The sequence below is a fragment of the Sporosarcina sp. SG10008 genome (assembly GCF_044569405.1).
GTDB lineage: Bacteria > Bacillota > Bacilli > Bacillales_A > Planococcaceae > Sporosarcina > Sporosarcina psychrophila.
Genome location: NZ_CP172607.1, coordinates 3009711 through 3023143 on the forward strand (window position 1 = coordinate 3009711; position 13433 = coordinate 3023143).

Genomic DNA, 13433 nt, shown 5'->3' on the forward strand with positions numbered 1-13433 from the left:
AAAATACCGGTGGGAGGGGCTTGATAACCTCCACTTTCACTGGACTATTTTCGGCCCGCTTTCGGCTAACTATTCATGACAGATTTACTGAGAGGTCCTAGTTTGGCTAGAAGTGACGGAGTCACTTCTAGCCAAACTTTTTTCAGTAATCCTGTTGTGAATAGTTGCCTGTCGCGTTCCTACACTATTCAAGTGAAAAATGCAGTTGTTTTGGAAGAAATGAATAGATGATATTCTATGGAGAGTGTAAGCGCCCGAAGATGAAATTTCGGGCACTCTAGCACATTGTAAAATGCGTTCCTTGCTTACTTTTAGTAAAGAATATGTATCTAATTCATGTGATGTCTTATAGAAAGTGACAGTTCTTTACTAAAAAAGAAAAAACCATATAGACAGCATCAGCCTCCAAAATTGCATCTTTGGAGGCTTTTCTCCTGGTAAGAAGCCAGCTATTCTTTCGTCTCAAAAAGCTTCATCACTTTGTGTACGTATACTTTTGGAGCGCGACGGATGAAGGACCACCATACGATTACCGAAAAAATGTGTAGGGATGCGACAAACATCTCGGTAATCGTAATAGAAGTCATTCAATCCAAAGCGATCCAAAAGCACGACTATACAAGTAGCAGCCAGGGGGTGATCAAGTTAGTAACTGGAAAATTTTAATTAATCAACAGACGTGATGTTGAACATATATAGTGAAAAACAGCACCAAGTTCCCTATTATGGGTACTCAGTGCTGTCTGTTTTGTTTTAATTGGCTGAAGCAACTGCATTCACACCTGAGATGCGTTTTGCACCTACGTAGCGTTCACCCCAATAATAAGGGTCATTCAACTTATCAACGCGTACACCTTTTGATGTCGATGCGTGCGCAAATTTACCATCACCTATGTATATGCCAACGTGTGAAACTCGTTTGCCTGCTGTATTGAAGAATACGAGGTCTCCCGTTTCTAAATTCGCTTTACTAACAGAAGTTCCTGATGCATGCATACTAGCAGCAGTACGCGACACTTGGACATTATGTTGCTTGAATACATATGATACGTACCCCGAACAATCAAACCCACTCGTCGTGTTACCACCGTAACTGTACTTGACGCCAATTAGGCTTGTTGCCGTTTTTGAAATTGCAGCAGGTTTTGACGAAGCTTCGGCTTGTCCAACGAAAGGTGCGACGAGTAGTAGAAATGACATAGCTATAATTGTAATGGACTTTTTGAATGTGAATGTAAGTTTCATCTGTTCCCCCAAAGGATTAATTTATCTGAAATAATGATCTGTTACAACCTTAACACGCTTCAAACGCCTCCTACATTACAATTGTGTAACAAGTCTATTACACTACTTGTATTAAAGGAGACTTTCGAAACATTATTGTCTTTTTATGGGGTTTATAGTTTTTTAAAACGGGAATTTAGTAAAGTAGCATCTAATTTATTGGGAGGCGTTTGAAGTGAAACACGAAGATGACATTTCAGATAATACGCAAGAGTCTTTTCTTGAAGCACAAGAAAAAGCCCATGGTTGGTTAGGTAACAAAAAAACCGATAAGAAATATTCCGCAAAAAATTATATTCATAATCCATATCTCGATCACGCAGCAGGTGATTATGAACCCCTGAAAGAAGATAGCCGTTTTCATAATTCAGAAGACCCACACCGAACGACTGGGAAATTCAACAAAGAGCGTGGTTTCTCTCAAAAAAAACGTGATGCACTAATTGCCAAAAATGGGCAGCTTGGTGATATGCAAACTATATTCAGTACATTGAATCATGATCGACACTAATCCCCTTCTTTCTATAATAACAAAAAGGTGAGTGCTACTAATCGTAGTCACTCACCTTTTTGTTTAGCTTATTAAATTTCTAAATCCGTAATGACGATGACATCTTTGTGATCAACTAATTTTGTAATCGGCCACTCAGTCGTTACATTACCTTCAAGCAACTTCTCGATAGCTGCTCGTTTCTTTTCACCAAATGCTAGTAAAACAATTTTTTTCGCACCTAATATCGAACTAATTCCCATCGATAAAGCTGTTTCAGGGATTTTTTCATCATTTTCGAAGTACTGGCTATTCACACCCAATGTCGATTCCGTCAATTGCGCTACATGTGTAACGGAATCAAAAGGAAGTCCAGGTTCGTTGAATGCGATATGGCCATTCTCTCCTACTCCAAGTAGCTGGATGTCGAGTGGGTACTCTTCTAAAAGATCTTCATAAGCGGCACATTCTTCAACCAAATCTTCAGCCATCCCATCCGGAATATTTGTTTTTCTAAATTCTTTCTTATCAAACAGATGCTCACTCATAAAATAAGCGTAACTGTTCGGGCTTGATTCAGGTATTCCGATATACTCATCCAAATTAAAAGTGACAATATTGGAGAAATCAAGATTTGACGAAACCCATTTATCGTAAACAGGAATCATTGTACTTCCTGTTGCCAGCCCAAGTACGTTTAGACGTCCACTTTCAATTTCGTTTTTAATGATTTCGTAAACTTGTTCTGCGCCTTGTTCAGGGCTTTCAACTTTTATAAGTTTTAGATTTTTCATATAGATCAACCAACTTCCATTAAGATTTTGCTCTCGCTTTATTGTAATTTCCCTAAACAGTCTGGTCAACTTTAATCGAACTTAACATACCATCTTCTTTTCTCACATGCATCTCTAGACCTTTATTATAGGTAATTGACGGAAATATGAAGAATGCGTGAACAACTTGTGAAACCCTCCCTTATATCCTTAGGCATAGGGTTTTCCCTAATTCCCATATTAAACCTTAAGACTATGATAAAGGTATGACAGCGAATCCACTTCGCCGGAAATAGGAGGTGTAATAATGGGGAAAAGAAATTCAATGAAACATCAACCCAATACGCATGAATCTACACATAGTTTGAAAGGTACTTTCATAGCCGTCATGCTGTTGGGTGCCGTCATTCTAGTATCTTGGTTCGGGTTTTATGCACTATTTTTATCTAGATAATAATTATATCAGGAGGGTTACTTATGCATTTGCACAAATATGAAAAGATATGGCTTGTTTTCGGAATGGCTTCACTCGTCCTATTCCTACTAATTATCGGCTTCGCTGCTTTCTGGAAAGGGACGCATCCGCAGAGCCATATTGAAACAATCGATCCACAAAATGTTGAAGCACATGACGCATTCAAGCCTGAAAATCTTGGCATTCGTGAAGTAGCTGACGGCAAATATATAGTCAACATCGTTGCTTCTGCGTTCAACTATGATTTCGGTAAAGACACGGAAGGTACTGCTATTAAAACGATTCGCGTGCCAAAAGGTTCCACCGTTCTTTATCAAATCACAACAAAAGATGTTGTCCATGGCTTCCAAGTAGCTGGAACAAACGTCAACATGATGGTTGAACCTGGCCACATTAGCCGTTACGAGACTGTCATGAAAAATGCAGGCGAATTCACGATTGTCTGCAACGAATACTGCGGCATCGGTCACCACCAGATGTACGGAACAGTGGAGGTGTATGAATAATGACTAAGGTTCAATTACCGCTTTCTAAAAAAGAATCCAGATTATATATGGCATTCATGTGGGTTACTTATATCTCGCTTTTTGTCGGAGGTCTGATGGGTTTATTGCAGACTTTTGTCCGCTCTGGGAAATTCAAATTACCGTTTAATATTGATTATTATACAATCCTGACTGTTCACGGTGTCATTCTTGGACTCGTCTTAACAACCTTTTTCATTATCGGTTTCCAGTTTTCACTTATGGGGAAAACGGTTGGGATTTCGGATAAACAGTTGAAAGTCGCATGGCTGTCCTTCTGGGTAATGCTGATTGGAACCATCATGGCCGCAATTACGATTCTTGTAGGCGAAGCTTCAGTATTATACACATTCTATGCACCACTACGAGCTCACCCGGCATTTTATTTCGGTTTAGCACTCGTTATTATCGGTAGCTGGATTGCTGCCTTCGTTAACTTCCGTCAGCTTTACGTATGGAAGAAAGCACATAAAGGTGAAAAATCACCATTACCTGCATTTATGGTTATTATCAATATGCTTATGTGGTTCATCGCTACAATCGGCGTAGCAACATCTGTCCTAGTGCTGTTCATCCCTTGGTCACTTGGATATGCTGAAACCATCAATGTTTTACTAAGCCGTACGTTATTTTGGTATTTCGGTCATCCACTCGTTTATTTCTGGTTACTTCCAGCTTATATGGCGTGGTATGTTGTTATTCCAAAGATCATCGGCGGAAAATTATTCAGTGATGCACTTGCTAGAATGGCTTTCATTCTATTACTAATGTTCTCGATTCCGGTCGGGTTCCATCACCAGTTGACAGAACCGGGTATTGACCCTACTTGGAAATTCATTCAAGTTGTGCTGACATTCATGGTTGTTATTCCGTCATTAATGACAGCATTCTCGATTTTCGCTTCATTTGAAACAACGGGCCGACGAAAAGGCTATAAGAGCTTATTTGGTTGGTTCAAAAAGCTTCCATGGAAAGATGTACGTTTCCTAGCACCATTCATTGGTATGGCTGCATTCATTCCAGGTGGCGTGGGCGGAATCGTTAACGCATCTCACCAAATGAATGCCCTCGTCCATAATACAATTTGGATTACAGGTCACTTCCATTTAACTGCTGCAACAACAGTCGTTCTAACATTTTTCGGGATTACGTATTGGCTTGTACCGCATTTAACTGGCCGCCGACTGACTCCGAGGTTGAATAGACTCGGGATTATTCAAACATTTATTTGGACAATTGGTATGTCAATTATGTCAGGTGCTATGCATATTCAAGGATTACTTGGCGGACCGCGTCGTTCAAGCTTCTCCGAATATGCAGGCGGCGAACAAGTCGCTACGTGGATCAATTATCAGATTGCGCAAGCTGTTGGAGGAACGATTTTGTTTATCGGTATCCTCTTAATGGTATACATTTTCATCCAACTGACATTCTTTGCACCACGCGGCGTTCAAGAATATCCGATTGCCGTAGAGGAAGACGATGCAGAGCCTACACCTAAAATTCTTGAAAACTGGTATCTATGGGTTGGGATTACAATTGCACTGATTCTGTTCGCTTACACAATTCCAGTCATTGATATACTGAAACACTCACCACCAGGTTCGCCGCCATTTGATTGGCTGATTGGTAGATAATTGCATTATGAAGCAGCTCTGATTTCCGGGTATTGTCCGTGAAATCTGGGCTGTTTTCATTTTGTTGGAATTGATGGGTTGGAGGGGGTTGGACAACGCCATTTTTGTTGGACACTTTAGTGTATTGGTTGCACACTTCGACAGGTTGGTTGGACACTCCGATGAATTGATTGCACACTTCAGCGGGTTGGTTGAACACCGCCCTATTTGTTGGACACTTTAGCGGATTGGTTGGACACTCCGATGAATTGGTTGCACACTTCAGCGAGTTGGTTGGACAACACCCTATTTGTTGGACACTTTAGCGGATTGGTTGCACACTTCGACAGGTTGGTTGGACACTCCGATGAATTGGTTGCACACTTCAGCGAGTTGGTTGGACTCCACCATATTTGTTGGACACTTTAGTGGATTGGTTGCACACTTCGACAGGTTGGTTGGAAACTCCCCTTTTGGTTGCACACTTCAGCGCATTGGTTGAACACTTCCAGTAATACCATCAAGGCAATCCATAATCTACTCTGCTCCATATAAAAAAGCCTCTTACCTGGTTTATCTTCCCAGGTAAGAGGCCTTTATCAATTACAAGTTATTCGCAACTCGTTCAACCGCAGCTGCTACATTAAGATGGACGTTTGGATCAAGTGGATGTGGGACAAGATCGCCCGGTTTCGTGCTGTCGACAATTGCAAGTGCAGCTGCGATTAGCATCGGATAAGTAATTTCCTTCGCATGTGCATTTAGGGCACCGCGGAAAATACCTGGGAAGCCTAAGATATTATTAACGAGACGGCCATCTGCCGCAAATGCCGCGCCCGCTGCAAGTGCGTCTTCCGGGGTAATTTCAGCGTTTGGATTGGACAAAGCCAAGATAATTTGCCCTTTTCGTATCATTTCTGGTTTGATAAGTCCTGCAACGCCCGTTGTGGCTACGATAATGTCACACGTTGCCATCAATTCTTCAAGTGAATCAATGACTGTGCCGCCATGATCAGCAAGCCTCTGACGTGCGACTTCATTACGGTCAATTCCACGCATTTCCTTCACACCATACTTCATAAGCATACGGCTAATTGCTAGACCAGCTGCACCAAGACCAATTTGGCCCACAACCGCTTCCGTTAGCAAAACATCTGTCTGTTGACAAGCTGAAATTACAGATGCCAACGTGACAACTGCTGTACCATGCTGATCATCGTGCATAACTGGAATCGACAGCTCCGCTTTCAATCGCTCTTCAATTTCGAAACAGTGTGGAGATCCGATATCCTCCAACAATATTCCACCAAACCCTTGCTGAATATGTTTAATTGTTTCTACAACTTCATCTGGATCACTCGTGTTAAGCAAGATAGGAATACCACTTATCCCAGCGAATTGATCAAATAACACAGCTTTTCCTTCCATTACAGGCATTCCCGCGACAGGTCCGATATTTCCAAGACCCAGAATCGCTGTGCCATCTGTCACAATTGCGACCGTGTTTGAGATTCCAGTAAAGTATTTCGCCTGTTCCGGATCATTCTTGATAAGTTCACAGACGTTCGCAACGCCTGGTGTATAGACACGTCGCAAATCACCTAAAGAACGAATTTCCATACGGCCTTTCATATGAATCTTGCCGCCTTCATGTGCTTGCAATACATCATCCGTTATAGCGTGGACACTAATTCCGTCGCCGATTTGATTAACCGCTTCAACAATTTGCAACAAGTGCTCTTCACTTGTACATTGAATTGAAATATCACGAATCGTTGATAATGTACCTACTTTTATAGTTTGGATATCACCAATATCTCCATTTAATTGTCCGATAGCTAACGCAACTTTCGCGAAGTTGCCCGGCACTGATGGTGTTTCGATAATTAGATTACGCATAAATTGCACTTGTTCCATTGTATTACCCCCTGATTATACTTGCCAATCCTCATTTTACACGTATAGGACCAGGTCGTAAACATTTTATGACTTCGGTTATAATTAATCGCGAATTCACATATTTCACGCATAATTAAAGGAGGGTTTTCCCATAACAAAACTGTTCCAAGCCGAATTAGAAACTATTTTTTCATTATGAGTCTTTACGTTCTTCGATTGCAAATCGGCTCACAGACGTTTCCAACGCTTCAGAAAGTGTGCATAACACATTTGCCGTTCCTCTCATCGCTTCAACTTCGAACGATATCCGGTCGTTATCGCCTTCATTTCTGAATCCCCTATTTCTATATTATTATTAATTTCACTTAAAAATTGTAAATAGTGCATAGTTTGTCGAAAAAGAAGCGATTATCATAATTATAGCGCGCTTTATGTAGAATCATAGTTAAATAGAACTATTTTTCCCGAATTACTATTTGAATCATTCTCTAACCATCAAACTATTGAATTTGTTAGACAATTGCTCCTCTTTTCGGTTATAATGAAAGGTGGTGAGTTTTTTACATAATTCTTTCAAGGAGTTGCAGTTTACTTGTCTATACAGAAAAATTTCGTGATTGGGCTTATGCTCTTTGCTTTGTTCCTCGGTGCTGGTAATATTATTTTCCCACCGCTTCTTGGGCAAATGGCAGGGGATGAACTTTTCATTGCGATGATTGGATTCCTAATCACAGGAGTCGGGTTGCCTCTCATTGCAGTTCTAGCAATTGCCAATGCAGGCGGCGGATTAGAAACCATTGCAAGTCGCGTCAATCCTTATTTTGGAGTTATTTTCACGATGATTGTCTATATGGCAATTGGTCCATTTTTCGGCATTCCACGAACAGCTACTGTCTCATATGAAATTGGGGTCGTCCCATTTTTGCCTGATAGCATTTCTGGCTCAAACTGGCCACTTGCGTTGTTTACGATCGTCTTCTTTACTATTACGGTCGCTCTCGCCCTAAATCCTGCGAAACTTGTCGATCGCATAGGGAAAGTGTTGACTCCTGTCCTATTTTTAGTTATTGGGGCACTTGCTGTGAAGAGTATTGTGTCACCAATGGGAGATATCGGACAAGCCCAAGGTGATTTTGCAACCAATGCGTTTTTCCGTAGCTTTGTTGAAGGGTATTTAACGATGGATGTCATTGCGGCACTTGTATTCGGCATCGTCGTTATTAATGCGCTTAAAGCAGAAGGCGTGACAGAAAGCCGTGCTGTCATGAAAGCAATGGTTTTCGCTGGTGTTGTCGCAGCTACTGGATTAGCGCTCGTTTACATTTCACTCGGGTATATTGGAGCGACAAGCGTCGATGTTATCGGGATACAAGACAACGGAGGTGCGGTTCTCGCACTCGCATCTACCGTCTTATACGGACCATACGGAACGATGATTCTGGCAATGACAATTATTTTTGCTTGTCTGACAACATCGATTGGTCTCGTTTCAGCATGTGCACAGTATTTCGAACATGTATTTCCGCGGAATTCATACAAGACATATGTCTTCATTTTCGCGGGATTCAGTGCAATTATTGCAAACGTTGGATTGACACAACTTATTTCTATTTCAATACCGGTTTTGCTCACAATCTACCCACTCGCAATTGTTCTGATGCTTATGTCATTCATCGACAAATCGTTTGGTAGAAAGCCAATTGTCTATATCCTGGCGCTACTGGCAACTGCTTTTGTTAGTATCTTTGACGGCTTAAAAGGAGCCGGAATCGACATTAAGCCTGTCAATGATGTACTTGCCCATCTCCCACTCTATGAACAGCAGATTGGTTGGCTTGTACCAGCGATTGTCGGAGCACTTCTTGGTGTGGTTCTAAGCCCCTTGTTTAAGAAACGGATTTAGTTCTCAGAAAGTTCATGCTTTTACCTCCAATTTCAGCTATACTGAATGAACATTCAGTATTATGGAGGGTTTTCCAATGACGATGAATTTTGATGACATGACAATGACAACTATTTGGCTTAAAATTGACGAGAAATTGAACGGGGAACCAGGTCCAATTAAAGGAATGACTGTGACCTATTCATTCGATTTATCTGGTGATGATGGCGGTCTATATGGCTTAACGTTAGCAGATGGCAAAGCCGTAACAATTACCGGAGATCCCGGTGAAGTTGATTGTGCGTTAACTATGAGAGTGAAAGATTTCAAGAAACTACTTGCTGGCAACTTGAATTCGACCGCTGCCTTTATGATGGGTAAACTCAAAGTTAAAGGAAATATTGGTCTTGCGTTAAAATTAGAAGGTTTATTAAAACAGTATTCGTTTTAATAGAAGAAAGCGGCTCTCATTAAATGTGGGAGTCGTTTTTTGATTCCCCATAATTAATTGAAATGAGCACGTTTGAAGCCAACTATGAGTAATACTTCCCACTTCAGATAAAGGGAGCCCATTGTCGAATTAGGTATATTGATGTAAAATGAAAGAAAATTCGAAAGAAGGTGCAACTTTTATATGAAAAAATCGAAAAGCATTGCGTGGAAACTTTCAGCACTTATTATTACGCTCTTTTTAGTATTATTTATCTCATATACAGTCGTTACAAGTACCATTTTGCATAATCAAAGTACCAACGACGCGGAGAGTTCTGCAATTGATAACACTGAACTATATGCTGCTAAAATGAGCGACCGATTTAAGAAAACGAATGACATGCTCCACACAACAAAACACATATTTGAAACACTGCAGGCACAAGGTAATTTAACTGCGGACGAAGCCATAACTGTCATAGAGAATAATTTAAAAAACAACACTGATGCTTCTGGAATGGCTGCTATATTTGAAAGTGGATCTATTCCTATTGAAGAGTCTGTTAGTAATGATTTAATAGATCCAGAGAAGCGTTTTATTCCTTATTTGTATAAGGATGGAGACAAGATTACTATGGAGGCTCTTAGCGAATATGAAACAGAGGGCGAAGGAGATTGGTACTTAATACCGAAAAAAGAAAAGCGAGCTGTCTTGACAGAACCGTACGAGTACAGTGCAGGTGGTGAAATCGTCTTAATGACCACCATTTCCGTACCGCTAATTACAAGTTCAGGTTCCTTTTTCGGTGTTCTTACAACAGATATTTCCATCGATTTTTTAAATGAACTCGTGAATACAATCAAGCCGGATGGTGGATATGCTAGCATTATTACCGATGACGGTTACTTAACTGCCAACAGTATTAGCGAAGAGTTGAACGGGGTAAATGTGCAAGACTCTTATGATTGGAGCACAATTAAGAACACGCTTGGAAAAGGAGAAGTATCGACTTTATATGCTGATTCAAAGCAACTAAATGAAGAGGCCTTTAACTCGTTCGCCCCGATGCTGTTAGACAATATTAAAGATACATGGTCTGTACAGACGGTTGTTCCAAAGTCAAAAATACTAGAAACATATAACACAATCTTACTTCTAACAATCATTTCTGCAATTGTCATGGTTGTTTTAATGTCTGCAGCTACCTTGTGGTTCATTTTCAAACAATTAAAACCACTTGCTTATTTACGAGAGTCAATCGAAACAGCAGCAGCTGGTGACTTGACGAGAAGTATAGATGAAAAACATATCCATCCAGATGAAATTGGTGCTGTAGCTATGGCATATAACAATATGCTCCGTAAAACAAATGACGCCATTCATACAGTTTGGGATTCTTCCACTCAATTAAACAAATCTTCCAATCACGTCCACCATGTTTTCGAGGAGATTGTTGCATCTAGTCAAGAAGTATCTCTAGCAACCGATGAAATTGCACATGGGGCCTCTAAGCAGTCGGAAGATACGGAAGAAACGAGTCATCGAATTTTAGATTTGTCAGATCAAATGGACTCGCTCGCTATTCTATCAAACAACATGAACGTATTATCAAAACAAACAGGTCTATCTACTATACAAGGAATGACAGAAGTTAAGAAACTGCGTGAACATAATGAAGCTACGAATGACATGAATGAAAAGGTACAGCAACAAATTGAAACACTGACCACTAAAATAGCGGAGATAAATCAAGTTATTGCATCGATTCACGGCATCACTGCACAAACGAATTTGCTTGCGCTCAATGCTAGTATTGAAGCTGCACGTGCTGGCGAGCATGGAAAAGGCTTCGCTGTCGTAGCGGAGGAAGTACGAAAACTTGCCGAGCAGTCTCGCTTAGAAACAGATGTTATTCAACAAACGGTTCAAGAAATATTACTAGAGTCACAGCAGACTGTTTCTATTATTACAGCGAATATTCAATTGATGGAAGGCCAAAACGAATCTGTATCAAGTACAGAATCTTCCTTTACCCGCAATGCGGAACTTGCTGAACAGATGGGTGGTTCAATAGAGGAGTTAGCTACTAAACTCGCCGATATGATGGAACATAAAGACCAAGCGATGTTGGCAATTCAGAGTGTCTCCGCGATTTCGGAAGAAACTGCTGCTTCAGCTGAACAAGTCAGCGCCTCAGCCGCCGCGCAACAGGGTGAGCTTGAACGCGTCGCAGAATCGACCAATCATATGAATAAAATCGCTCAAGAACTGCAAGAAGTCGTCGATCGATTTAAATTATCATAATCAAGGACCTAAATAAGATTTGCCTGCCCAGTCAAGATTGTTTGCTGGGCAGGCTTTTTTTAGAAGGTGTCTTTAACGTGATTTTCAGCTACTACGTATGTTGAAATAAAGATTTCCCACCGAATTCGCTTCGGCGCTCGGGGATGCCTTGCCCCGTGCCTGCGCTAGGTTGTTCATTATTGTGAGAAATGTAATTTTGAAATGTATATGCCGAGATTACAAGGTGATTACTATTTGATACTAATTGTGTTCAAGAAAGACGCACTCTAGGTTGCAGATTCCATCACAGATAATGATATGCGCTTTCTCAAATAGACTATCCAGCGCAGGCGCGTCTTCGTGCTAGCCGGAGCGATAAGACCGAAAGTGGTCTTCTTTCTGGCTTATCGCGGGAGGCATCCACAAAGCGCCGAAGCGGTATTAGCAGGAATTCTAATTCATTCCTCATGTATTGGGACATTCGTTGATCACATTTGATCGATTTATGGCACTCTAGGTTGTAGATTTCATCCCCGAAAACGAAATACGCTTTCTCATATAGACCATCCAGCGCAGGCGCGACTTCGTGGTAGCCGGAGCGATAAGACTGAAAGTGGTCTTCCTTTCTGGCTTATCGCGGGAGGCATCCACAAAGCGCCGAAGAGGTATTAGCAGGATTTCTAATTCATTCCATTGTAAAGCACCTATGCCCTATTCATTTATTCAACATAAGTTTTTTTATTTTGACATATATAATATTGTAATAACGATCCTCCTGCAATACTCTCGCAATCTATTTGTAACACAAATGTAATTTAACAGTCTATTGTTCTAGTTCTATTAATCAGATAGAATACATATATAGAACTGTTTGTCGTGGAGAGGGGAAAATAGATGCAAAAGAGAGCTTTTTCGGTGCTGGCAGCGTTTGCCCTAGCGGCGTTTATCTCAGTCGGGAGCGCGGATGCAGCAACTGAATCATACACCGTCAAGCCCGGTGACACGCTATGGCAAATTGCTACAAAGCATAAATTAACTGTGGACGAACTTAAAAGTCTAAACAGTCTTGCTTCCGATTCGATTAAAACCAATCAAAAATTGGCCGTTTCTGCAAAAAATACGGTTGGTCAAAAATCTGGAGTAGTCAGTTCACCCCCAGTAAAAACAGCAAATACGAAAGTTACCACTGTACTAAAGGAGACTTCTTCCACTAACTCATGGAAGAATGCCGTTGCAACAACTGTGAAGCCAAAAGAGTTGAATCTTCCCTCTAAAAAGGTATTACTTAATGCCGTCGAAGTTTCACTTCCACTTTTGGATACACCGTATGTTTGGGCTGGCGCAACTAAAGAAGGCTTCGATTGCAGCGGGTTCATTTATTATGTATTTAACGAGGCAGGACTTACTATTCCAAGACTCGATACAATCGGTATGCATACCAATTCTTTTAATGTGGACAAGCCTATACCGGGCGATTTGGTGTTTTTCGCAAATACATACCGTAGTGGCATTTCGCACGCTGGAATTTATTTAGGTGAAGGTAAATTCATCCATGCCGCTACGCAAAAAGTTGAAGTTTCTTCAATTGATTCAGTTTACTGGAAAGACAAATTCACAGGCTTCAAACGTTTTAATCAGCTTAATTGATAGTTAACAGCTTTCCTATTAGTGGGGAAGCTGTTTTTTTACATTGCGTTAGTGTCGTAAAGTTCCACATTTCTGCCGTACAGTTCGTCCTTCTTCTTGTACAATCTTCGACTTTTTTCATCCCATC

At 40.9% G+C, this 13433-nt stretch carries 11 protein-coding genes; 8 read left to right on the forward strand and 3 right to left on the reverse strand.

What is annotated here, in order from left to right; translation table 11 throughout:
* Positions 1-753: 753 nt before the first annotated feature.
* Positions 754-1245, reverse strand: a complete 492-nt coding sequence (locus tag ACGLYD_RS14450) for a C40 family peptidase (protein ID WP_067212133.1) — start codon at positions 1243-1245, stop codon at positions 754-756.
* A gap of 214 nt (positions 1246-1459) precedes the next feature.
* Between ACGLYD_RS14450 and ACGLYD_RS14455 the strand changes: the two genes are divergently transcribed.
* Positions 1460-1795 (forward strand): hypothetical protein, encoded by a 336-nt coding sequence (locus ACGLYD_RS14455; protein ID WP_399628694.1) that lies wholly within the window; start codon positions 1460-1462, stop codon positions 1793-1795.
* Positions 1796-1866: 71 nt separating this feature from the next.
* Here ACGLYD_RS14455 and ACGLYD_RS14460 read toward each other — a convergent pair whose 3' ends face one another.
* A complete protein-coding gene (locus ACGLYD_RS14460; protein WP_187045617.1) occupies positions 1867-2568 on the reverse strand; it encodes a glucosamine-6-phosphate deaminase in 702 nt (233 codons plus the stop codon).
* Between the two features lie 286 nt (positions 2569-2854).
* Between ACGLYD_RS14460 and ACGLYD_RS14465 the strand changes: the two genes are divergently transcribed.
* Genes ACGLYD_RS14465 through ACGLYD_RS14475 form a run of 3 tightly spaced genes read left to right on the forward strand, consistent with a single transcriptional unit; the run spans position 2855 to position 5183 of the window.
* The gene (locus tag ACGLYD_RS14465) at positions 2855-3001 is read left to right on the forward strand and encodes a cytochrome c oxidase subunit 2A (RefSeq protein ID WP_082786682.1); all 147 of its coding nucleotides are present in this window, start codon (positions 2855-2857) and stop codon (positions 2999-3001) included.
* 23 nt (positions 3002-3024) lie between these two features.
* Complete coding sequence (locus ACGLYD_RS14470) at positions 3025-3528, forward strand: cytochrome c oxidase subunit II (RefSeq protein ID WP_067212141.1); 504 nt, start codon at positions 3025-3027, stop codon at positions 3526-3528.
* A complete protein-coding gene (locus ACGLYD_RS14475; RefSeq protein ID WP_399628697.1) occupies positions 3528-5183 on the forward strand; it encodes a b(o/a)3-type cytochrome-c oxidase subunit 1 in 1656 nt (551 codons plus the stop codon). The genes ACGLYD_RS14470 and ACGLYD_RS14475 overlap by 1 nt, the downstream gene beginning before the upstream one ends.
* A 582-nt stretch (positions 5184-5765) precedes the next feature.
* Here ACGLYD_RS14475 and ACGLYD_RS14480 read toward each other — a convergent pair.
* The gene (locus tag ACGLYD_RS14480; protein WP_342538911.1) at positions 5766-7079 is read right to left on the reverse strand and encodes a malic enzyme-like NAD(P)-binding protein; all 1314 of its coding nucleotides are present in this window, start codon (positions 7077-7079) and stop codon (positions 5766-5768) included.
* A gap of 607 nt (positions 7080-7686) precedes the next feature.
* On the opposite strand from ACGLYD_RS14480, the gene brnQ reads away from it, so the two are divergent.
* The 4 genes from brnQ to ACGLYD_RS14500 all read left to right on the forward strand — a co-directional run bounded on the left by brnQ (position 7687) and on the right by ACGLYD_RS14500 (position 13306).
* Positions 7687-8964, forward strand: a complete 1278-nt coding sequence (brnQ, locus tag ACGLYD_RS14485) for a branched-chain amino acid transport system II carrier protein (RefSeq protein WP_399633251.1) — start codon at positions 7687-7689, stop codon at positions 8962-8964.
* Between the two features lie 76 nt (positions 8965-9040).
* Positions 9041-9394: an SCP2 sterol-binding domain-containing protein gene (locus tag ACGLYD_RS14490; RefSeq protein WP_399628701.1), complete on the forward strand. Its 354-nt coding sequence runs from the start codon at positions 9041-9043 to the stop codon at positions 9392-9394.
* A 183-nt stretch (positions 9395-9577) separates the two neighbouring features.
* On the forward strand, positions 9578-11680 hold the full coding sequence (locus ACGLYD_RS14495; protein WP_399628704.1) for a methyl-accepting chemotaxis protein: 2103 nt from the start codon (positions 9578-9580) through the stop codon (positions 11678-11680).
* A gap of 873 nt (positions 11681-12553) precedes the next feature.
* On the forward strand, positions 12554-13306 hold the full coding sequence (locus tag ACGLYD_RS14500; protein ID WP_354312232.1) for an NlpC/P60 family protein: 753 nt from the start codon (positions 12554-12556) through the stop codon (positions 13304-13306).
* The last annotated feature ends 127 nt before the right edge of the window (positions 13307-13433 follow it).

Bases quoted from the DNA above. Each gene is read 5' to 3' on its own strand.
- ACGLYD_RS14450 (WP_067212133.1), bottom strand. From the start codon at position 1,245: ATGAAACTTACATTCACATTCAAAAAGTCCATTACAATTATAGCTATG.
- ACGLYD_RS14460 (WP_187045617.1), bottom strand. From the start codon at position 2,568: ATGAAAAATCTAAAACTTATAAAAGTTGAAAGCCCTGAACAAGGCGCA.
- ACGLYD_RS14465 (WP_082786682.1), top strand. From the start codon at position 2,855: ATGGGGAAAAGAAATTCAATGAAACATCAACCCAATACGCATGAATCT.
- ACGLYD_RS14470 (WP_067212141.1), top strand. From the start codon at position 3,025: ATGCATTTGCACAAATATGAAAAGATATGGCTTGTTTTCGGAATGGCT.
- ACGLYD_RS14475 (WP_399628697.1), top strand. From the start codon at position 3,528: ATGACTAAGGTTCAATTACCGCTTTCTAAAAAAGAATCCAGATTATAT.
- ACGLYD_RS14480 (WP_342538911.1), bottom strand. From the start codon at position 7,079: ATGGAACAAGTGCAATTTATGCGTAATCTAATTATCGAAACACCATCA.
- brnQ (WP_399633251.1), top strand. From the start codon at position 7,687: ATGCTCTTTGCTTTGTTCCTCGGTGCTGGTAATATTATTTTCCCACCG.
- ACGLYD_RS14490 (WP_399628701.1), top strand. From the start codon at position 9,041: ATGACGATGAATTTTGATGACATGACAATGACAACTATTTGGCTTAAA.
- ACGLYD_RS14495 (WP_399628704.1), top strand. From the start codon at position 9,578: ATGAAAAAATCGAAAAGCATTGCGTGGAAACTTTCAGCACTTATTATT.
- ACGLYD_RS14500 (WP_354312232.1), top strand. From the start codon at position 12,554: ATGCAAAAGAGAGCTTTTTCGGTGCTGGCAGCGTTTGCCCTAGCGGCG.